At 63.6% G+C, this 19,858-nt stretch carries 17 protein-coding genes and 1 pseudogene; 2 read left to right on the top strand and 16 right to left on the bottom strand.

Annotated features, from left to right (window positions below):
- Positions 1-59: 59 nt before the first annotated feature.
- Genes BM341_RS13045 through BM341_RS13035 form a run of 3 tightly spaced genes read right to left on the bottom strand, consistent with a single transcriptional unit; the run spans position 60 to position 2,576 of the window.
- Positions 60-1,610, bottom strand: coding sequence for an FAD-binding oxidoreductase (locus BM341_RS13045; RefSeq protein WP_089796504.1), 1,551 nt, complete (start codon positions 1,608-1,610; stop codon positions 60-62).
- Between the two features lie 32 nt (positions 1,611-1,642).
- Complete coding sequence (locus BM341_RS13040; RefSeq protein WP_089796503.1) at positions 1,643-2,188, bottom strand: hypothetical protein; 546 nt, start codon at positions 2,186-2,188, stop codon at positions 1,643-1,645.
- A 4-nt stretch (positions 2,189-2,192) separates the two neighbouring features.
- Positions 2,193-2,576, bottom strand: a complete 384-nt coding sequence (locus BM341_RS13035) for a c-type cytochrome (RefSeq protein ID WP_089796502.1) — start codon at positions 2,574-2,576, stop codon at positions 2,193-2,195.
- 344 nt (positions 2,577-2,920) lie between these two features.
- Between BM341_RS13035 and BM341_RS13030 the strand changes: the two genes are divergently transcribed.
- On the top strand, positions 2,921-4,633 hold the full coding sequence (locus BM341_RS13030; protein ID WP_089796501.1) for a sigma-54-dependent Fis family transcriptional regulator: 1,713 nt from the start codon (positions 2,921-2,923) through the stop codon (positions 4,631-4,633).
- Positions 4,634-4,674: 41 nt separating this feature from the next.
- Here BM341_RS13030 and BM341_RS13025 read toward each other — a convergent pair whose 3' ends face one another.
- The 10 genes and pseudogenes from BM341_RS13025 to BM341_RS12985 all read right to left on the bottom strand — a co-directional run bounded on the left by BM341_RS13025 (position 4,675) and on the right by BM341_RS12985 (position 15,388).
- Positions 4,675-6,588 (bottom strand): FUSC family protein, encoded by a 1,914-nt coding sequence (locus BM341_RS13025; RefSeq protein WP_175507869.1) that lies wholly within the window; start codon positions 6,586-6,588, stop codon positions 4,675-4,677.
- A 69-nt stretch (positions 6,589-6,657) separates the two neighbouring features.
- Positions 6,658-7,488, bottom strand: a complete 831-nt coding sequence (locus tag BM341_RS13020; protein ID WP_089796499.1) for a 3-oxoadipate:acetyl-CoA acetyltransferase — start codon at positions 7,486-7,488, stop codon at positions 6,658-6,660.
- 129 nt (positions 7,489-7,617) lie between these two features.
- Positions 7,618-8,310, bottom strand: coding sequence for a protocatechuate 3,4-dioxygenase subunit alpha (locus BM341_RS13015; protein WP_089796498.1), 693 nt, complete (start codon positions 8,308-8,310; stop codon positions 7,618-7,620).
- A gap of 78 nt (positions 8,311-8,388) precedes the next feature.
- Positions 8,389-9,123, bottom strand: a complete 735-nt coding sequence (gene pcaH, locus BM341_RS13010) for a protocatechuate 3,4-dioxygenase subunit beta (protein ID WP_089796497.1) — start codon at positions 9,121-9,123, stop codon at positions 8,389-8,391.
- Between the two features lie 117 nt (positions 9,124-9,240).
- The gene (gene pcaQ / locus BM341_RS13005) at positions 9,241-10,170 is read right to left on the bottom strand and encodes a pca operon transcription factor PcaQ (RefSeq protein ID WP_089796496.1); all 930 of its coding nucleotides are present in this window, start codon (positions 10,168-10,170) and stop codon (positions 9,241-9,243) included.
- Positions 10,171-11,376 carry an MFS transporter gene (locus BM341_RS13000; protein ID WP_175507868.1) on the bottom strand — a complete coding sequence of 402 codons (1,206 nt, stop codon included), beginning with the start codon at positions 11,374-11,376 and terminating at the stop codon, positions 10,171-10,173.
- A gap of 31 nt (positions 11,377-11,407) precedes the next feature.
- Complete coding sequence (locus tag BM341_RS12995) at positions 11,408-12,586, bottom strand: alpha/beta fold hydrolase (RefSeq protein ID WP_175507871.1); 1,179 nt, start codon at positions 12,584-12,586, stop codon at positions 11,408-11,410.
- 24 nt (positions 12,587-12,610) lie between these two features.
- Positions 12,611-12,769: pseudogene (locus BM341_RS19280) on the bottom strand (3-oxoadipyl-CoA thiolase); the annotation flags it as partial.
- A 149-nt stretch (positions 12,770-12,918) separates the two neighbouring features.
- A complete protein-coding gene (locus tag BM341_RS12990) occupies positions 12,919-14,292 on the bottom strand; it encodes a class-II fumarase/aspartase family protein (RefSeq protein WP_089796493.1) in 1,374 nt (457 codons plus the stop codon).
- Between the two features lie 190 nt (positions 14,293-14,482).
- Positions 14,483-15,388 (bottom strand): 3-hydroxyacyl-CoA dehydrogenase NAD-binding domain-containing protein, encoded by a 906-nt coding sequence (locus BM341_RS12985; protein ID WP_175507867.1) that lies wholly within the window; start codon positions 15,386-15,388, stop codon positions 14,483-14,485.
- Between the two features lie 269 nt (positions 15,389-15,657).
- On the opposite strand from BM341_RS12985, the gene BM341_RS12980 reads away from it, so the two are divergent.
- Positions 15,658-16,386, top strand: coding sequence for an SDR family NAD(P)-dependent oxidoreductase (locus tag BM341_RS12980; RefSeq protein ID WP_089796491.1), 729 nt, complete (start codon positions 15,658-15,660; stop codon positions 16,384-16,386).
- A gap of 86 nt (positions 16,387-16,472) precedes the next feature.
- Here the strand turns inward: BM341_RS12980 and BM341_RS12975 are convergent, their stop codons facing one another.
- Genes BM341_RS12975 through BM341_RS12965 form a run of 3 tightly spaced genes read right to left on the bottom strand, consistent with a single transcriptional unit; the run spans position 16,473 to position 19,798 of the window.
- Positions 16,473-17,696: a CaiB/BaiF CoA transferase family protein gene (locus BM341_RS12975; protein WP_089796490.1), complete on the bottom strand. Its 1,224-nt coding sequence runs from the start codon at positions 17,694-17,696 to the stop codon at positions 16,473-16,475.
- A 59-nt stretch (positions 17,697-17,755) separates the two neighbouring features.
- On the bottom strand, positions 17,756-19,264 hold the full coding sequence (locus BM341_RS12970) for a tripartite tricarboxylate transporter permease (RefSeq protein WP_089796489.1): 1,509 nt from the start codon (positions 19,262-19,264) through the stop codon (positions 17,756-17,758).
- 27 nt (positions 19,265-19,291) lie between these two features.
- The gene (locus BM341_RS12965; RefSeq protein ID WP_089796488.1) at positions 19,292-19,798 is read right to left on the bottom strand and encodes a tripartite tricarboxylate transporter TctB family protein; all 507 of its coding nucleotides are present in this window, start codon (positions 19,796-19,798) and stop codon (positions 19,292-19,294) included.
- Positions 19,799-19,858: the final 60 nt, after the last annotated feature.

The raw sequence follows: 19,858 nt of genomic DNA, 5'->3' as shown, positions 1-19,858 counted from the left end.
GGGGTTAACTTACTGCCGAAGGTCCCCGATTCCAGGCAAGCAAGTTGCCTGGACTGCGCTCATGAGCGAATACCCGACTTGCCGGGCGACAGGATGCCGTTGGGATCCAGAGCATTCTTCAGGGTGCGGTGCACCTCGCGCAGCGGGTCGCCGAAGGTGCCGGCGACCTGCTCCATGAACTCGGTGTTGGTGCGGTACAGCCCGTAGCCACGCTTGGCGAATTCGTCGATCAGCTCGGCGAAGCAGTCATGGGCACGCTGGGTCTCCTCCGGGTCCTGGCGGTTGTAGAGCAGGTCGATGACGTGGTGCATGTCGCGCCAGCCGACAATGTACTCGGCGACATAGTCGAAGCCATACTTGCCGAGGATCTGCTGGGCCAGTTCGGTCTGATCCCTGGTCTCGCTGCCCTTGGCCTGGGAGACCGGGGCGAACCACATGGAGCCACCGCCCCCGCGCCAGTTGTAGAGGCCGAACTCCTGAAGGTTCATGTCGCCCTTCATCAGCGCCGAGCGATACTCGAAGCCACCGCCGCGCTTCTCGGCCTCCTCGCCGTACATGATCTTCGCCTTGCCGCTCGCCCCGAAGGCCTGTTCGACGATCTTCCAGTTGACCTCGATCTGCTCGGGGGTGCCGTAGAGCGCCGCGTAGACGTTCCACTCGCCGATGCCTTCATCGGCCTTGATGCGCTCGATGGCCTCGCGCGGGATAGAGTCGGTGCCGTCGTAGTAGTCCCTGCGCATCACATGGGTGCCCGCATCCCACAAGGTATGCACGATCACCACGGCGTTGGGGATGATCTGGGCGATACGCAGCGGGCGCAGCACATCGACGATCTCTTCGATGTCCTCGGGGTCTTGGTACTGGATCAGAAAGGGGCGATAGGCGGGCGGTTCGGGCATCAGCCACAGGCCCATCTTGGTGACGATGCCGTAGTTGGACTGAGTGAAGAGGCCATCGATATAGGGACCATAACCCCACTTGAAGACCTGCCAGGAACTGGAGTTCTCGATGCCCCCCATGCCGGTGCGAATCACCTCGCCGTTAGCCAGCACCACCTCCATGCCGCACTGGAACATGAAGTGCTCGCCGTAGGGGGTGTAACCCACGCCGCGATCCAGGGTGTTGCCCACTGGCCCGGCGATCGCCGAGGGCGCCGGCGGGTCGAGCCACAACTTGAGGTCGTTTTCCTTGATGTAGTCGTAGAGCTGCTGGTAGGTCACGCCGGGTTCGAGCAGCGCCGTGCAGACCTCGGGGTCCACGTTGAGGATCCGGTTCATGCGGTGCAGGTCGAGCATCACCTGGCCGGTCGCGCCCGGCGCAGCGGAGCCGTAGCCCAGGTTCTTGCCGGTAGAGATGGTCCAGATCGGCACCTTGTACTCGTTGCAGGCGCGCACGATCTCCTGCACCTGCTCGGTGGTGGTGGGCAACAGGGCCGCGGACGGAATGTAATCCGACTGGTCGCCGGCCATCATGATCTTGGTATAGGGCGCGAGCTGGTCGCTCTCGGTCAAGACGCTGCCGGCCCCGATGATCTCGCGAAAACGGCTCAGGGCGGCATCGAAGTCTGTTTCGCTCACGCCCTTGGGAAGAATGCGCTGTGTCGTGCTCATGAATTCGTCTCTCGATTGTCGTGATCGGGGGCTTACAGCTGAACCAGGAAGCTCAGCTCGCTGGCGTTCTCTGCGGCACCGCCGGAGCGACGAAAATACTCAGCATGTCGGCCTGCGTCGTTGGCCAGCGCCAGGCGGGCATATTCGCGCCCCAGTGCGGCCTGCCAGCTACCCCTCTCTTCCGCTAGCGGCGCCGCGACGGGGCCGCGATGACTCAGCAGTCGGTGCTGACCCGCCTCATGGCGCCCCAGTGCCAGGATCCGGCCGCGCCCGGCCAGCAGGCTGGTCAACAGCACCAGGCCCGCCTCGTCGGTAAAACCGGTCACCAGAGCGCCGGCAGGCAAGGCGTTGAGCGCCAGCGGGTCCAGGCGGCCCTCGTAGCGCGGTTCCCAGCCTTGCTGGCGCAGCCCCAGCCCCAGCTCGGTGGTCGAGCGGTCGGACCCGTAGAGGCGGATCGGGCCATGCACCGGCGCATCGGCGAGTCCGCGCTCGGCGGCCCAGGCGGCCCCCAGGGAAAGGGGGGCGGAGGCGCCCACCAGCATGCCGTTCTTCAGGAGCTGTCGACGTGTCAGGTTCATGGCCCTACTCCTTGTCCGCACTATGATCCGCCAGGTCGCCACTCACCAGAGCCTCGATCAGCGCCTCCAACTCGGGATCACTGATCTTGGCCTCGCGAAAGGACGGCATGGCGGCCCGGCCGTTACGGACCACCATGCGGACATAGTCGCCCCGGGCTTCGTGAGCCGCCTCGGGAAAGGCCATGGTGATCTCAGGGCCCACGGCCTTGTCGGGGGCGTGGCAATGGGCGCAGACCTGCCGGTAGACCTCGGCGGGGTCGCGGACGTCCGGTTCGCTGTCGGGGGCTGCCGCAACTGCCGACGGCAGCAGCAGAGCCCCGAGCAGGGCAAGGGGCTTGAGCCTGAGCGAGGGAAGGTGCCGGGAGGGCACCGTTGTTGTGTTGTGCATGTCAGTGTCACCCGTTTGTTCGTCAAGGGCATGTCGCCTTCGGAGCACACCGACACCAACGCCTTAGACTTTGGTATAAATCAAGAGGTTAGCATCGCGCTCCACACTCTTTAACTGTCAAGAACCGTGCCGACTTCGGAAAAGACCCTGTCTTCAGGGCACTAGGCGCACCCTTGGCATAGAGTCATACGGAATGCGGACATCTGTTCGATAATATGGCTTAACCATTTGATGACCCCTTTCGCAAATGGTGAAGGCCTCACTTCATCAGGATAGCCCCCTCCCCCTCTTTTTGGGGCGGGGTGATATCCTCCTGCCTTGACTCGACACAGCTGGAGTACGTCATGTCCGCTTCACCCCCCGACTACCCCAGCGCCCGTGACCTCATGGATGCCCTGCGCTTCCTGCCGGAGGAGGGCCAGATCTGGCTTGGCGAGCAGCGCATGCTGCTGATGCCGCTGGCGGCCTCGTCCTTCTTCCGCAACGAGCTGGTGACCACCCTGGGCATGGAGCGCGCCAAGGGACTCTTCATGCGGCTGGGCTACCACTCGGGACTGATGGATGCCGAGCTGGGCAGGTCCCTCAGAGGAGACGACGAGGCTCTGGAAGAGAGCTACCTGGCGGGCCCCCAGTTACATGCCCTGCAGGGCCATGTCCAGGCAGTTCCGATACATCTGGAGATGGATCTGGACAACGGCTGGTTCTATAGCGAGTTTGTCTGGGAGGGCTCGTTCGAGGTCGATGTCTGGCGCCCGCGAGGGCCCCAGGCCGAGCCCGTCTGCTGGACCCTGCTGGGCTATGCCTGCGCCTATGCCAGCCACCTGCTGGGCCGCGAGGTGCAGTTCCGCGAGGTCAGCTGTCGAGGGTGCGGAGATCCCCAGTGCCGCATCGTCGGCAAGCTGGCCAGGGAGTGGCCCGATCACGAGGCCTTCGCCGAGCACTTCCGCGAGGAGCCGCTGATCGATGAGCTCTACGAGTTGCAGGCGCGCATCGCCACCCTGGAGGGGGACCTGGCACGCACTCGTGGCCAGGAGGACTGGGCGCCCATCGGCTCGACGCCGGCCTTCCAGGAGATGCTCGCCATGCTCGACAGCGCGGCGCCCTCCGAGGTGCCCGTACTGCTGCTGGGCGAGACCGGCACCGGCAAGGAGATCCTGGCCCGGCGCCTGCACGACCAGAGCCAGCGCGCCGTGGGCCCCTTCATCGCCGTCAACTGTGCCGCCATCCCGCCCGAGCTGATCGAGTCGGAGCTGTTCGGGGTCGAGAAGGGCGCCTACACGGGCGCCGTGCAGTCGCGGATGGGGCGCTTCGAGCGGGCCGATGGCGGCACCCTCTTCCTCGACGAGCTCGCCGAGCTCTCGCCGCGTGCCCAGGCCGCCCTACTGCGGGTACTGCAGGAGCAGCAGATCGAGCGGGTCGGCGCCCAGGCGGTGCAGGACGTGGACGTGCGCATCGTGGCCGCCACCCATACCGACCTGCTGCGACGCGTCGAGGAGGGCAGCTTCCGACAGGACCTCTTCTACCGCCTGAATGCCTTCACCCTGAGCGTGCCGCCCCTTCGCGAGCGACGCGAGGACATCGCCGCCCTGGCGGAACACTTCCTGTCACGCTTCGAGCACCACTACCAGCGCCGCACCCTGGGCTTCTCCGACCAGGCCCGCTCGGCCTTGGGCCAGTACCGCTGGCCGGGCAATATCCGCGAGCTCAAGAACAGCGTCGAGCGCGGCGTCATCCTCACCGCCGATCACAAGCGCATCACCGAGAAGGCGCTGTTCGGCGACTACCGGGTCCCCACCCTGGAGCGCGAGAAGGGCCAGGGCCTCGATGCCTCGGGCATGCTCACGGCCTCGCCGGATGGCACGCCTGGCGAAGCGTCACCGCAAGAGCGGGTCCGCGCGCTGATCGAGGCCGGCATGACCCTGGAAGAAGTCGAGCGCGCCATGCTCGAGGCCGCCCAGGCCGGCAGCGACGGCAACATCACCGCCGCCGCCCGCCGGCTGGGCATGACCCGCGCCGCCTACGCCTACCGTTTGAAAAAGTACCGACTCCCCACGTGAAAAAGCATCGACTACCCGCTCGCGCGTGAGGCGTTGCCCGTTCAGACAAGCCGTTGGAAGAAGCCGGGGCTGTCTCGCAGCAGCCTTGCCGAGTGTCTGGCGCGTTGCGCCAGCGCGACCTGCTGGCGGCAAGCGAGGGTACGGGCAAGGCGTTCAAGGGCGGCGGCGGCTTCCAGCGGGGCCTGCCTGAGGCGGCCGACCCGGCGCAGGCTTGCCTCGAGGCGGCGCTCCGTGCCGGGCGAGGCCTTCTCCTGGCGGTACTGCTGTAGCGCCTGCAGGGTCTCACTAAGCTCCAGTGCGGTAAGGCTGGCGTCGATCACCCGATGGGATGGCTCGCCCAGCAGATACGCCCAGTGGACGAGCCGCATTACTCGATGGTAGAGGCGCGCTTGCCAGATCTCGGCGCGTCCGGCGGTTCCTCGCAAGGCCATGCCCTCCAACTCGTGGAGCATCATGCTTTCAAGGTGCCGTTGTCGACGTCGGGCGTTGGTCGGGAAGACCAGCCGGAAGGCGATCAGGGCCAGTAGCGGGCCGGCCACCACGGCCAGCGCGACCGCCAGCGAGTGTCCGGGCGTGCCGGTGAGCGGCATAACCGGCTGTGACAACAGCAGCAGGATCATCACGTAATCCATGGAGCCATTGAGGGTGCGCCGATGAGAGAAAGGAATCACCGTCACCACAATGAACGGCAGCAGCATCGCTACCAACTGCCACTCCGCACCGGCCCAAGGCCACAACCACCAGCGCACCGCCAGGGCGCTGAGCGCGCCCACCGCCTGCCAGGCCAGGATGTGCCGCATGATCCATGCCGGATTCTCGAAGGTGGAGAACAGGGTCACCATCACCGAGGTACCCAGCATCACATAGGCGCCGGCGGTCCAACCGGTGGCTACCCAAGTCAGACCAATCACCAGTAGCACGCCGGTGGTGCGCAGCATGGCCTGGCGAGCATGTACCCAGTCGCGATGACGGATCACCTGGCGACGAGCCAATTCTCGGTCGGTTCGGCCGGTGTCACGAAAGCGCTGGCGCTCCGCCAGGGCATCGGCGAGACGTCCGAGCACCTCGGCCAGCGCTGCATCGCCCGTGGACAGCTGACGGGCACGCGCCAGATGCGCCGCCACCGCTGGCAGTGGTGCGGCACTATCCATGGCCAGAGCGGCTTCCGCCACGGCGTCGCCGACAGCAGTGAGGCGTGGCCCGTGCTCGCGCCGCCGGACCCACAGCAGGGCGGCTGTCAGCGCCGCGAGGATCGCCCGCTGGGAACGTGCCGAATGGCGGGCCCGGCGAGACCCGGCTGCGCTTGGCTCCAGCTGGGCCTCCAGAACAGCGATGTCGACAAGCAGCTCGTTGGGCGCCTGTACGGTGCGGCTCGACGGCCGGCCCAGTCGGTCGGCCAGAAGATGCAACACCCGGGCGGTACTGCGGCGGCCTCGCTCCTCGAGATCGCTGCGGGAGGCGCGAGGGGTCAAGAGCAGGCCTACCAGCAGGGCCATGATTACCCCGACCAGCACGGTAAGCAGGCGGTCGGCGCCCAGCGCCAGGGTGTTTAGGGAGGAGGCGGTGCCGAGCAAGACGACCATCGAGGCGGAGTAGCCCGACAACAGCGTAGCGTAGGAGATCATGCTGTGCAGGGCATTGCCGGCCCCGGCACAGAGCCCAACCCATAGCGACAGCCCAATGACCAGCCACAGCAGGCTGTCCCCGGTCATCAGCAACAGCAGCAGGCCGGCCCCGGTGCCCACCAGGGTGCCGACGACTCGGTAAAGGCTCTTCTCGACCAGTAGCGAACGCACCGGTTGCGAGGCGGCCCAGACGGTCATCGCCGACCACTGCGGGTGCTCCAGGCCAATGGCCCATGCCACGGCCAGCGCCAGGCACGAGGCGAATGCCGTGCGCAGGCCGAAACGCAGGCGCTCGACGTCGAAGCCCTTGTGGGATAACCAGCGAGCCACGCTATGCAGATGATTCCGCAGATGAGTCCCGGTCACTTGTTCATAAGTTGAGTTCCGGTCTCCTATGTATCAGACGCCCTTCAGACCGAGGATCTCGCGGGCCTGCTGCCAGGTGGCGACCGGACGCTCATATTTCTCACAAAGCTTCGCGGTGCGCTCGACCAGAGCGGCATTGGATGGCGCCAGGGTATCGCGATCGAGTCGCATGTTGTCCTCGAGTCCTGTGCGGGTATGCCCACCGGCGGCGATGGACCACTCGTTCAAGACGACCTGATTCGGCCCGATACCGGCACCACACCACTGGGCATCCGGCGCAAGCCGCTCGAGGGTCTCTATATAGAAATCGAAGGTCGGCTTGTCGGCCGGCATGGCGTTCTTGACGCCCATCACGAACTGCACGTAGAGGGGAGTCTTGAGCTTGCCCTGCTTCGTGAGATTCACCGCCTGGTGAATGTGCGACAGATCAAACGCCTCGATCTCGGGCTTGATATCGTACTTCAGCATTTCCTCGGCCAGCCAATCCACCAGCTGCGGCGGATTTTCGTAGACCCGAGTAGGGAAATTGTTGGACCCCACCGAGAGGCTAGCCATATCGGGCTTGAGCGGCAACATGCCACCGCGCTCCTCGCCTGCCCCCGAGCGCCCGCCGGTGGAGAGCTGAATGATCATGCCGGGACAATGCTTCTTGAGCCCTTCCATCAGCCTGGCGAACTTTTCGGGATCCGAGCTCGGCGTCTGGTCGTCGTTGCGCACATGACAATGGGCGATGCTGGCCCCGGCCTCGAAGGCTGCCTGGGTGCTCTCGACCTGCTCCTCGATGGTGACGGGAACGGCAGGATTGTTTTCCTTTCGCGGCACACTACCCGTGATAGCGACGCAGATAATACAGGGGTTGGACATGGAAACCTCGCGTTAGGCCGAGACGCTACGTCGGCGTGGATGGATGAACCTTTTCGGCGCGTTGACAACCACCACGAACCCTACCCATAGGCAGAGTTCGTGGCCAGAATCCGGGGCGGCCGCCCTTGATCAAAAATCGAAGAAGACCGTCTCACCCTCGCCTTGCAGGCGGATGTCGAGGCGGTAGCGTACCTTGCCATCCACCTCCTCGCGCCTGGCGATCAGCGTTGCGCGGCGTATCGGCGACTCGATGCGACTCAGCACCGGACATTCGGCATTCGCCTCGCCTTCATCCTCGAAGTATAGCCGCGTCTGCAGGTGGATGTTGATGCCGCGGGCGAAGAGGGTCAGGTTGATATGGGGGGCCATCAGCAGCGCACTACGCGCACTCGCCAGGTCGTTTTCCTTGTCGTCGATGGCACCGTGCTCTTCATCGATGCCATCGACCCGCACGCGACCCGGCTTGACGGTCTTGAGGGTCCACTCGCTGCCGTGCTCGAAGGTGGTGGCGGTGCGCCCGAAACTGTTGAACGGCTTCTCGAGGTCGTACTCGCGCTGGTAGACGCCCTTGCTGTCCGCCTGCCAGGCCTCGATGAAGGCATCGCGCACCAAGTCGCCGTTGCCGTCGATCACGGTACCGACGACCTCGATGTGCTCGCCCTCGGCCTCGGGCCGGGCCATCTCGTTCCAGATCTCCTCGTCGCGGGTCGGGTTGCCGGCCGCGGCCAGGGCCAGGCCGATATGGACATAGGGCCCGGCGGTCTGGGAGGCGGTCTCGCGCAGCATCAGCTCGCTGGCGGGCTGGGAATTGGGCTGTTTCATGGTCTGGTTACCCCGTCCTGTCACTGGTTTTCGAACCGGTTATTGATTTTCGAACCCGGTTACTGGTTTTCGAACCGGTTACTGATTTTCGAAATAGGTCTGCAGTTCGCCGCGTACCACCAGGTCGAAGCGATAGGCCAGGCAGTCCATGGGCCGGCTGCGAGCCATGTCCAGGCGACCGACCATGGTCTCGACGGCGTCGGGGTCCTTGATAGTGTTGACGATGGGGCACAGCGGGATCAGCGGATCGCCCTCGAAGTACATCTGGGTGATCAAGCGGGTAGAGATCGAAGGGCCCATCACCGAGACGTGAATGTGGGAGGGGCGCCAGCTGTTGGGATCGTTGGGCCAGGGATAGGGACCCGGCTTGATGGTGCGGAAGCGGTACCAGCCCGCCTCGTCGGTCAGGCAGCGGCCCACGCCGCCGAAGTTGGGGTCCAGCGGGGCCAGGTAGTTGTCATTGCGGTGACGATAACGGCCGCCGGCGTTGGCCTGCCACATTTCCACCAACGTGTGGGGCACCGGCTTGCCGAACTGGTCGACCACGCGGCCGAACATGATGATGCGCTCGCCCTGGGGGAGATCCTGGCCCTGGCCCTGACCTTGACGAAAGTTGAGCAACAGGTCGTTATCGTGGGGACCCATGCGCAGGCCACGGAACGCCGGGCCGGTGAGCTCGGAGGCGGTGGCATGCTGCATGCTGACCAGCGCCTGGCGCGGGGAGCGGGCCACGGACGTCTTGTAGCCGGGCGCATAGGCCGGTGGATGCCAGTTGCGGTCGCGCTCCACGAAGCGCTTGCTGTTGTCCTGCATATCGATCGTCTCCGGGGTTGTAGATCCTGATCAGTGTCGCGGCTTGTCGCAGCCCTGCCAATTGATGCCTCTACCTCTACGCATAACCCATGGGTTATGGATCACCCTCGATTATCGTCATGTCGCGGCCGCTGCCATGTCCGCGGCTACCTTCCGAAGGGTCTCACAAAAATCTTCCAGGGCCAGGGAAGGCTCCATGCTGGTATTGGTGCAGAGCCCCACCGAGCCGCCCTGCTGCTCCAGCGGCAGGGACAGCTCGCAGAGCCGACCCTCGTCCAGGGCATCGCGCACCGCCTCTTCCGGCGCCACCCAGACCGCATCGCTCGCCAGGGTGTAGCGATGGCTCAACGGCAGCGACAGGGTCTCCAGCTGACGCCCTGGCGGGCGTAGCGAGTGGCGCACGCAGAAGCTATCGACCTGCTGGCGCAACGTGGTCTGAGGAGGCGGCAGCACCCAGGGGTAACCCTCCAGCCGGTGGGCCTCGAGCGGCTCGTCCTCGGCCAGCGGATGCCCGACGCGCACCACCAGGATCAGGCGCTCGTAGTAGAGGTGCTCGAAGGCCAGGTCGCGGATCTCGCGCGCCTCGGTCATGCGCCCCACCACCAGGTCCAGCTCGCCCCGGCGCAGCCGTGAGAGCAGGAAGGCACTGGGCCCGGTAACCACGTTGACACCGGCCTCGACGGCCTCGGCCTGCTGCCAACGCCGAATGGCTTCGGGCAGCAGGCGGCTCTCGACCGTTGAGAGCGCGCCCACCCGCAGCCAGCGGATCGTGGTGCGTACCTCGCCCAGCGCGTTGACGCCCTCTTCCAGGGCGCGGATCGCCGGGCCGGCGTGGCGCAACAGGGTCAGACCGGCCTGGGTCAGCGCCACCCCTCGGGAGGTCCGCTCGAAGAGCGCAGTGCCGAGGATCTCCTCGAGTTCCTTGATGGTCTTGGACATGCCCGGCTGGGTGATCGCCAGGCGGTCGGCGGCACGGGCAAAGCTGCGATGGCGAGCCACTTCCAGAAAGGCCTGAAGGTGGCGCAGCTTGATGCGGGCGTTGAGCATTCAGGCCTCCGCCTGACGGGAGGCGAGCAGCCGGCGGGTATTGGCCATGGCCACCAGGGCGATCATCAGGGTCGGCAGGAAGGCCAGCGCCACGATGCCCGAGAGGTCATAGAGCCCGCCGCCGACCACGGTGATGACAAAGACCAGAAGGTAGCCAAAGAACAGCATCCCGCCCATCAGTCGCGGCAGCGCCTCGACGCGCACCAGCCAGGCGGGCAGGGCCAGCACGAAGATGAACAGCGCACTGGTGAAGAAGCCGAACAACCCGGCGGCCCAGACCACATGTCGTCCCGGCAGCCAGAGCATCAGCGGCAAGGCCAGCAGGGCCAGCGCCGTGATGGCGACCAGCGATCGGTGTTGCCCCATCAGCCTGTCGGCATAGAGGACCAGCAGCATAGAGGAGAGCACCTGGGCACCGTTGAGGGCCGTCAGGCTGGGTGATAGCAGTGCCAGGCGTCCGCTCTCCTCGAGCAAGGCCGGCAGGAAGACATTGCCGGTGAAATAGAGCGCTGCGGCGGCACCGAGCAGCGTCACCAGTCGCCACATGCGACCATCGTGGCGATCCGGCAGCACCAGCCCGGCACTGGAGGAGCCCCGCCCGGTGTTGGGTAACCGACGACTCCCCGCCAACAGGGCCAGCATCAACAGCGGGACCGGTACCACCCACAGGGCGAAGGCCCACTGCCACTGCTCGCCCAGCCAGATCGCCACCAAGGGGCCGGTGGCGCCGGCGGCCAGCAATTCACCCAACAGCAGACCGTTGGTGTAGACCGCCGAGGCGCGGCCGACACGCCCCGGCGACCAGAGTTTGGCCAACACCGGCATGGCGGCCTGCATGAAGGCGATGCCCACCCCCATGATCACGGTGGCCGCCATCATCGCCAGGAAGCCCTCTGGCAGGCTGCGCAGCGCACTGCCCCCCGCCATCACCGCCAGCCCCAGCAGCATGCCGGGGAGCACGCCGACCCGCGCCAGCAGCCAGCCGGCAGCCAGGCCACCCACGGCCAGCGTCACCAGCGGCAGGCTGGTGGCAATGGCCACCTCGCCGCTGGTGAAGCCCAGCACCGCCTTGAGCTGGGGGATCAGCGGCGGCACCACCAGCACCGTCAGGCGCAGGTAAAGTCCCAGGCTCCACAGCAGCCCGTAGACCAACAGGGCCTGCCGCCACTGACCCGGTTCGTCCATCGTTGCTGTCTCACCGCTCATCCGGATCCTCTCATGTCTGCCATCAAGCGAATCAGTCTTTCTCCCCGCCCCACCCAAGCTCCTTGGCCAACGCGAAGGCATGGTTGGCCGCCGGCACGCCGCCATAGATCGCCACGTGCATCAGTACCTGACGCAGCTCCGCCTCGGAGAGGCCGATGCGCTTGGCGGTCTTGAGGTGCAGGGTCAGCTCCTCGCGGCCCAGCGCGGCCAGGATGCCAGTAGTGATCATGCTGCGCTCGCGACGGGTCAGGTCGTCGTTGCTCCACAGCTCGCCCCAGGCCAGGCGGGTGATCATCTGCTGGAAGGGCGCGTCCAGGCTGGTGGCGCTCTCGGTCGAGCGTGCCACGTGCTCCTCGCCCAGCACCTGCTTGCGTGTGGCAAGGGCGGTGGCATAGTCCACTCCGTTGGCGCCCACATCGCCCAGGTCCACCGCCATCACTGACAATAGCTTCTCGGCGAACAGGCCTGGCACCTCCACGGAAGGCACGTGGCCGACGCCCTCGAGGATCTCGAGCGGCGCGCCGTCGCACTCGGCCGCGAGTGCCTCCAGCGTCGCCGGCGGGGTCGCCATGTCCTCGCTGCCGCCGAACAGCTGGACCTTCACTTGCTTCCCGGTCAGCTTGCCGGTGAAGACGTCGCGCCCGAGCATCTCGCACAGCAGCGCGTAGGATTCATCGTCGCCACGGCCCATCTGGATGCACCAGCCGTCCTTGAGCGCCGGCTCGGCCTCGAAGCAGGCCGGGGCGAACCAGCGCGGCACGATCTCCTCGGACATCGCTGCCAGGCCTTCCTGGCGCACACGACCGGCACGGGTATTCCACAGCTCGGCGTTGCCGATCACCGCCCCGGTGTTGGTCAGGGTGGTGGAGAGCAACCGCTCGCCATGCTCGGCCACCAGCTGCTGGCCCACCACACCGCCAATGGAGGTACCGGCGAAGTGGAAGCGGCCGGCACCGGCGTGGTCGGCCAGCGCCAGGGCTTCACTGGCCAGGTCGGCCGGGGTGATCGGACCATCGCCCCAGGCTTGGCTCGCACCGTGGCCGGGCAGATCCCAGGTCAGCACGCGGTAGCGCGGTAGCAGCGCCGGCAGGACGTCGTCCCACACCGCCTGGCTCATGCCCAGCGGGTGCGCCAGTATCACCAGCGGGTTGGAATCAGCGCCCAGCAGGCGATAGGCCACGCTGCGGCCCTTGATGGACAGAAATGCCATTGAAGCTTCTCCTTTCGTTATTTGCACCTGCTCGGTGAGCGTCGCGATGCCTTGCCCTACGCCCACGCATAGGGTGCGTAAAGCATAGCGCTTGTTCTGTCTGTACCGTTCATGCGCCGCCGTCAACAGCAGGTACGCGCCGGCCATCCCTAGCGGATGGCCGAGAGCAAGGGCGTCACCATTGCCTTCCGTAGGACACCAGCCAGGACACCGGCCAGCCCTAACGCGTTCGCAATAAGAACATTGATTTGTAATGCGAACAAAATAATCTCGAAATGACGGTTCGTCAAATCATGCAAGAGCCAGTTTCTGTAAAGGAAGGTGGTCTTCTTTCAAGAAACCGTTGCCTGTTGGTTGTTTAGCCAGTGAGTCGCTCGCCGCACCTGTGCCTTGCTACTACCAAGGTACAAGGCCGGATCACTGGCCCGCTCAAGGTCGGTACGCTCGATGCGCCCCGCCACCTCCGCGTGCCCCGCCAGGAGTTGTTCGTGCAGTACCTGGGCATAGGGGCGTCCCGTCAGGCGCGCCGTCTCGGCGGCCTCGGCGCTGATGCGCTTGGCGGCGTCCTGGCCCACCACCGGGGCGAGCAGGCGCGAGACCGGCTCGGCCATGATGCCGCCGCCCGTCGCCGCCAGGTTGCGCTGCATCGCCTCGGGGTGCACTTCCAGGCCCTCGAGCAGCACCGCGGCCTGTTCCAGCGCGCCTTCCAGCAGCAGGGCACTGTCGAGCAGCGGCGCCCACTCGGCGTGCCACTCCCCCAGGCCCCGCTCCAGGGGCTGGGCCGCGGCATTGAGGATCACCGTGGTGTGGCCATGCACCTGGCGGGCGGCACCGCGGATCAGCGCGCAGCGCACCGGATTGCGCTTGTGCGGCATCGACGAGGACTCCCCCATGCCGGGTGCCGCCGGCTCGGCGACCTCGCCGAGCTCCGTCTGGGTCAGCAGCGACACGTCCAGGGCCAGCTTCTCGGTGGCGCCGGCGGCGGCGTCCAGCCCCGTGGCCAGGGCATGGATCGGCTGGCGATCGGTGTGCCAGGGCAGTACCGCCGTCGCGAGACCCAGCCGCTCGGCCAGGGCATCCATGAAATCGAGGCCCAGGTCGTCCCGGCCCGGCCCTTCCAAACCAGAGTGCACCGCCACCGCGCCGCCGAACTGTACCGGCAATTCCAGTACGGCCAGGCGACGGCGGGCCTGCTCCAGGCCGATGGCCCAGTGGGCCACCTTGACGCCGAAGGTGATCGGTAACGCCTGCTGCATCAAGGTGCGCCCTACCATCACGGTCTCGTCATGGGCCTGCATCAGGTCGAGGGCTGCGCTGCGACAGCGCACCAGCAGGGCATCGAGGGCGGCCAGGCGGGGCTTTAGCAGCAGCATCAGGGCCGTATCGACCACGTCCTGGCTGGTAGCACCCTGGTGCCAGTAGCGCTTGAGGTCTTCCGGCAAGGCCGCACGCCCCTGCTTGACGAAGGGAATGGCCGCATTGCCGCCGCTGGCGACACCGGCAGCGATAGCGTCAAGGTCGAAGGCATGCGCTTCGAAGGTCTGGCGCATGGCCAGGCTGGCGTCCTCGGGCACCGCCCCCCGGGCCTCCTGGACCTCGGCCAGAGCCAGCTCGAAGGCCAGCATGGCATCGACCATGGCCTGGGCGTTGCACTCGGCCAGCGCCTGCTGGCTCATGAAAGGGTGCTGGATAAGGGCGGCAAGCATAAACAAACCTCATGACGAGAAGGGGTGCCAATAAGAGACACATAGTCGAATAACCGAATAATCAGCGATAACAAAAGAGCGCTTATCTTGAATTCGGGATTTACAACGGGCTTAAACCTGGCGGGCATATCGATCGTTGGGGCCGAACGCCTCCGTTGATACCCTCGGGGCATTTTTTATACTGCCCGGTTCATGGTTCGTCTTTTGGTGAGTATTGCGTGGCGATTTCAATGATGCGTTGCAGGCTTTCCCGCTCCCGGGCCTGGTGCTCCGCACGCGACTCGTCGCTCCAATGGTAGAAGCCTCGCCCTGCCTTGGCGCCCAGGCGCCCCTGGGCGACGTACTCTTCGAGGAGAGCCGCGGGCTCCTGGCGTGCATCAAGATCCGGATAGAGGTATCGGGCGATGGCCAAGTGGGTGTCCAGCCCATTGAGGTCGCGCTGGCACAAGGGCCCGTTCAGCGCCATGCGCACGCCGATGGAGTACTGCACGATGTCATCCAGCGCCTCGGCCTCCACCACGCCTTTCTCCAGCAAGGAGAGGCATTCACGCATCACCGCATGCTGGATCCGATTGGCGACGAAACCGGGCACGCAAGTGTTGAGTACCGCCGGTCGTTTCCCCAGCCGCTTCAACCATCGACAGGCCTTTTCGACTACCAGAGTCTCGGTGTGGCTACCCGGAACCACTTCCACTGCGGGAATGATGTCAGCCGGATTAAAGAAGTGGGCACCCAAGAACCGTTGTGGAACGCGCATGGCGCTTCCAATCTCATCGATGGAGATACCCGAGGTATTGGTCATGATGATGGAGGTATCGGCCACGCTGGCCTCGATTTGCGCCACTACCTCCTGCTTGACCGCAACGTTTTCGGTCACAGTTTCGATCACGAAATCGGGGCTTTCATCCACCTTCAAAGTCGTTGTAAAGCGGATGGTGACAGCGCCTTCCCCCACGTCCAGGCGGCTGGTTTCCAGCACTTGCGGGTCGCTGTCCACCATGGTGACCTTGACGCCATGCCCCGCCAGCAATTTGGCCAGGGTGGTGCCCATGGTACCGGCTCCCACCACCATGGCTTGCAATGAACCTTTCGGCATTAGCCTGTTTTCCCTCGCTTGACCAAGGATTTCATTCAAGCAGACCGGGACAGATGTCGCATTGAATAAAACCATTCGCAGGATCGGCAGACTGGCCTTCCCTGCTTCCCCTACATGGATATCCCTCTTGCAACGTCATGATGCCCCCATCTTCCTTGTGCAGGAATGACGCATAGTGAGGGGTCTCTACGCCTTGCCGTGTTTTATCGGCGGGAGGCCTTCATACTAGCCATAAGTTTCTTCGACAGGTACACGCCAGGGACACCCGAATGAACCAGGACTCTGCACAAAGACACTGCGCCGTTGTCACCGGTGGGGCGAGAAACATCGGACAAGCCATCGCCCTTCGCCTCCTGCAGGATGGCTACCACGTTATCGTGGCGGATATTGTCGAGCCGGAAGCGGACTCCCTGAAAGCGGCGGCGCGCCAGGTCGACCTTGCCGATGCCGGCGCGACCCAGCGGGTAATGGAGGAGATCGCTGAGCGATATTCGGTGACGCGACTGGTCAATAACGTGGGTGTCGTCGCCCCGGCCCTGCTTGAAGAGGCGCGGCTCGAGGACTTCGACAAGCTGATGCATCTCAATGTGCGATCGGCGCTGGTCTGCACCCAGGCACTGCTACCCGCCATGAAGGCTCGCGGGATGGGGCGCATCGTGATGAATACCAGCCGCGTGGTGCTGGGGAAGGAGGCGCGCACTCTCTACAGTGCCACCAAGGGAGCGCTGCAATCCATGGCTAGAACCTGGGCACTGGAACTGGCGGAACAGGGTATTACCGTCAACTGCGTCGCCCCCGGCCCCATTGCTACCAGCGCCTTCTGGCAGAACAATCCTCCCGATTCCGAACGCGCCCGCCGCATCATCGACAATATCCCGCTACAGCGCATGGGCCAACCCGACGACGTGGCCCACGCGGTGAGCTTCTTCTGTGACGAGCGCAGCGGCTTTATTACCGGCCAAACGCTCTTCGTCTGTGGCGGCGTCACTGTCGGATGACCACATTAGGTTCCACCGGGGAGATCAACGATAGCGGCGCAGTCTGTCGGAATAGCGCCCAGCACTGGGACCGGCCGCGACCGATACTAAAGCACGCCTTTATCACGCAGAGCGGCGATTTCCATCGCGTCCTTGCCAAGCAGACGTTGCAGCACCGCATTTGTATCTTCTCCCAAGCGTGGCGGCGCCTTTCGATACTCCAACCGTGTCTTGGAAAACTTGATAGGGTTGGCTACGCCGGGCACGGGACCATGTTCCGACTCCAACTCGACTTTCATGCCTCGCGCCTTGACTTGTGGGTCGTCGAAGACTTGCGCGATATTCTGGATCGGCCCGCATGGCACACCGATTCCCTGCAGCAATTCCATCCATTCATCCTTGGCTTTGGAAAGCGTGGTTTCCACCATGATCGGTATCAGCTCGGGACGATGCTTGACCCGCTGGGGATTAGTGACAAAACGTGGATCTACGGCAAGCTCAGGACGGCCTATCGCGGTACAGAAGCGCTCGAACTGGCTGTCATTGCCGATGGCAATGATCACTTTCTCGCCATCAGCGGTAGGAAATGGCTGATAGGGTACCAAGTTGGGGTGGTAGTCACCGGTGCGAGTCGGCGGAGTCCCGCTGCAGAAATAGTTGAGCGCCTGATTGGCCAACCAGCTGACCTGCACATCAAGCAGTGCCATGTCGATATGCTGTCCTTCACCGGTACGACTGCGATGATGTAGCGCACCGAGAATAGCGATAGTCGCATTCATGCCAGTCGTCAGGTCAGCAACCGCCATGCCGACACGCTGAGGCCCCGCACCTGGCTCCCCATCGGGCACCCCGGTGATGCTCATCAACCCACCTTGAGCCTGCACCAGGTAATCGTAGCCTGCCATCCGGGCCATAGGCCCAGTCTGGCCAAAGCCAGTAATCGAGCAATAGATCAGGCCGGGGTTGAGCGTGCCCAACGTGTCGTAGTCAAGCCCTTTCCGGGCCAGACCGCCGCTCTTGAAGTTCTCCACCAGAATATCGCTCCGGGCCGCCAGCTCACGTACCAACGCCTGTCCTTCCGGCTTGCCGATATCGACCGTCACCGAATGCTTGCCGCGGTTGGCGGAAAGGTAATAGGCAGATTCCTGGGTCGGTTGGCCCTCCCGGTCCGCCAGCCAGGGCGGTCCCCAGTGGCGAGTATCGTCACCCAGGCCAGGTCGCTCGATCTTGATCACTTCGGCGCCCATATCGGCCAGATTCTGCGTGCACCATGGCCCCGCCATCACCCGGCTCAGATCCAGTACCCTCAATCCCGCCAACGGTCCTGCCATCGATATTTCCTCCTTGGCTTGTGCTCGCGCGGCGTGTGGTTCCGATGGAAAGCATGGAGTCATGGAGCTTCATCGCCGGTTCCAGTGCCTGCCCGGAGCTCGCGGCGAGTCGACAAATAGCGGTAGATCGCCAACAGTATGGAGCCCACCGTCAATACGATAAAGAACCAGGTAATGGGCCCGCGCACGAAAATAGAAAGGTCATTGGAACCGATCAACAGAGAGCGACGCAGATTATCTTCAAACATGGGTCCAAGAATAAAACCGATCAAGAACGGAGCCGCAGGTATGGCGGCACGGTTGAAGACATAACCCAACACCCCGAAGGCCAGCATCAGGCCCACATCGAAGGTGTCGTTATTGACCGCGTAAGCGCCGTAGACACAGAACATCAACACGATGGGAAAAAGAATCGACTTGGGAATATCGGCAATCAAGGAGAAGTACTTGATGGCCACATTGCCCACCACCAGCAAGACGACTGAGCTGAACATGATGCCCATGAACAATGCATAGATCAGCGACAAGTTTTCCTGGAACATGAGCGGGCCGGGCGTCAGCCCATGGATCATGAAGGCACCGAGGATGATGGCGGTGATAACATCGCCCGGGATGCCCAAGGACAAGAGGGGAATCATCGTGGCCCCGGCTACGCCATTATTACCGGCCTCGGCTGCAGCCACGCCTTCCACCTCGCCTTTTCCAAAGTTTGCCTTGTTGGGAGAACGCCGACGAGCATCACTATAGGAAATGAACGCGGCAGCGGTCGCCCCGGTTCCGGGAATTGCCCCGATAATCACGCCGATCAAGCTGCCGCGCACGATGCTTTTCATACAACGCTTGAGTTCGGAGAAGGCCAGGCCAGCACCGCTCGCCTTGGCCTTGATATGGGGAATTGCTTTCTTACGGTAGAACTCGATAATCTCCGGTATGGCGAAAAGGCCAATCAACAGGGGAATAAAGGAGATGCTATCCATCAGGTTATAGCTGCCAAAAGTAAGGCGCTGGGAACCGAAGACATCATCCAGTCCCACCATTGACAGCAATATGCCCAGCAAGGCGGCCATCAGGCCCTTGATCATGGAGCCACTGGCCAGGGAAATGATGATGGTAAGAGAAAAGCAGATCAGCCAGAAGAACTCCGGTGCACCAAAATTCAGGGCGATCTTGGCCAAGTAGGCGGCAAAGAAGATCAACGCAATATTGGAGATGAAGTCGGCGATGACCGAGGAATAAAGCGCTGTCTTCAATGCTTTCTTGGCATGGCCCTGCTGGGCCATGGGATAGCCATCCAGCAAGGTACAGGCAGAAGCGGGTGAACCGGGAGTTCTTATCAGAATGGCCGTGATCGAGCCACCGTACATACCTCCCTTGTAGATACCCACCAACAACAGGATGGCCGCTACTGGCTGCATGGAGAACGTGAAGGGCAGAGCCAGCGCCACCGCCATGGTCGCCGTCAGCCCGGGGATGGAGCCGATGACCACCCCGATGACCACCCCGATGGCTATCGCCAGGAAGTTGTCCAGGCTAAAGAATATTTCTATGACTTCCGAAAAGTTTTCCATAGTTCACCCAGAACAATAATTAGCGACTCAGAACCAGAACGGCATCATCGGAAGCGGAACATTCATGACTTCTACGAACAGGAATGTAACGACGATGGGAAACACGAATGCCAGGCTATATACCCACCACGTGCGAACGGGGTGCGCCACAAAAAGGATCAAGGTCGCCAGAATGCCGCAGAATACGGCGCCCATGACCTCGAACAAGGTGACATATATCGCCAGCGCCACCACCATCAGCCCAAAACGTCGCGGCGAGCCTTTCTCGATAGTTCGCTCATCCTCCTCGTTGCTGCCTTCCACCAGCAAGCCCTGAAGGATAAGGAGAATGGAAAACACCAATATCAACCAGCCGACGATCCTTGGCAGCCATTGAGGCGACATCATGGGGCTTTGAAGGATCGGTGGTTCATTGATATAGTTAGGCACCAGATAAAAGATCAGTACGACGGAAAAGCCGAACAGCACAACTCCCGCTATCACGTCACTGGCGTCCTTTACCTTCACCCTGCGTTTAGGTTCCGAGGTAGTCATCGCTGCCTTCTCCAGAAAACAAGAGAGGCGAGGACGCAAGCCCTCGCCTCAGTGCTTGAT

Source organism: Halomonas korlensis, assembly GCF_900116705.1.
Classification (GTDB): Bacteria; Pseudomonadota; Gammaproteobacteria; order Pseudomonadales; family Halomonadaceae; genus Halomonas; species Halomonas korlensis.
Note: the sequence above shows the minus strand (reverse complement) of the source record. Positions and strands in the feature narration are given on the sequence as shown.

Bases quoted from the DNA above. Each gene is read 5' to 3' on its own strand.
- BM341_RS13045 (WP_089796504.1), bottom strand. From the start codon at position 1,610: ATGAGCACGACACAGCGCATTCTTCCCAAGGGCGTGAGCGAAACAGAC.
- BM341_RS12985 (WP_175507867.1), bottom strand. From the start codon at position 15,388: ATGCCGAAAGGTTCATTGCAAGCCATGGTGGTGGGAGCCGGTACCATG.
- BM341_RS13030 (WP_089796501.1), top strand. From the start codon at position 2,921: ATGTCCGCTTCACCCCCCGACTACCCCAGCGCCCGTGACCTCATGGAT.
- BM341_RS13000 (WP_175507868.1), bottom strand. From the start codon at position 11,376: ATGAGCGGTGAGACAGCAACGATGGACGAACCGGGTCAGTGGCGGCAG.
- BM341_RS13015 (WP_089796498.1), bottom strand. From the start codon at position 8,310: ATGAAACAGCCCAATTCCCAGCCCGCCAGCGAGCTGATGCTGCGCGAG.
- BM341_RS12970 (WP_089796489.1), bottom strand. From the start codon at position 19,264: ATGGAAAACTTTTCGGAAGTCATAGAAATATTCTTTAGCCTGGACAAC.
- BM341_RS12990 (WP_089796493.1), bottom strand. From the start codon at position 14,292: ATGCTTGCCGCCCTTATCCAGCACCCTTTCATGAGCCAGCAGGCGCTG.
- BM341_RS12995 (WP_175507871.1), bottom strand. From the start codon at position 12,586: ATGGCATTTCTGTCCATCAAGGGCCGCAGCGTGGCCTATCGCCTGCTG.
- pcaH (WP_089796497.1), bottom strand. From the start codon at position 9,123: ATGCAGGACAACAGCAAGCGCTTCGTGGAGCGCGACCGCAACTGGCAT.
- pcaQ (WP_089796496.1), bottom strand. From the start codon at position 10,170: ATGCTCAACGCCCGCATCAAGCTGCGCCACCTTCAGGCCTTTCTGGAA.
- BM341_RS12980 (WP_089796491.1), top strand. From the start codon at position 15,658: ATGAACCAGGACTCTGCACAAAGACACTGCGCCGTTGTCACCGGTGGG.
- BM341_RS12965 (WP_089796488.1), bottom strand. From the start codon at position 19,798: ATGACTACCTCGGAACCTAAACGCAGGGTGAAGGTAAAGGACGCCAGT.
- BM341_RS12975 (WP_089796490.1), bottom strand. From the start codon at position 17,696: ATGGCAGGACCGTTGGCGGGATTGAGGGTACTGGATCTGAGCCGGGTG.
- BM341_RS13035 (WP_089796502.1), bottom strand. From the start codon at position 2,576: ATGCACAACACAACAACGGTGCCCTCCCGGCACCTTCCCTCGCTCAGG.
- BM341_RS13040 (WP_089796503.1), bottom strand. From the start codon at position 2,188: ATGAACCTGACACGTCGACAGCTCCTGAAGAACGGCATGCTGGTGGGC.
- BM341_RS13020 (WP_089796499.1), bottom strand. From the start codon at position 7,488: ATGTCCAACCCCTGTATTATCTGCGTCGCTATCACGGGTAGTGTGCCG.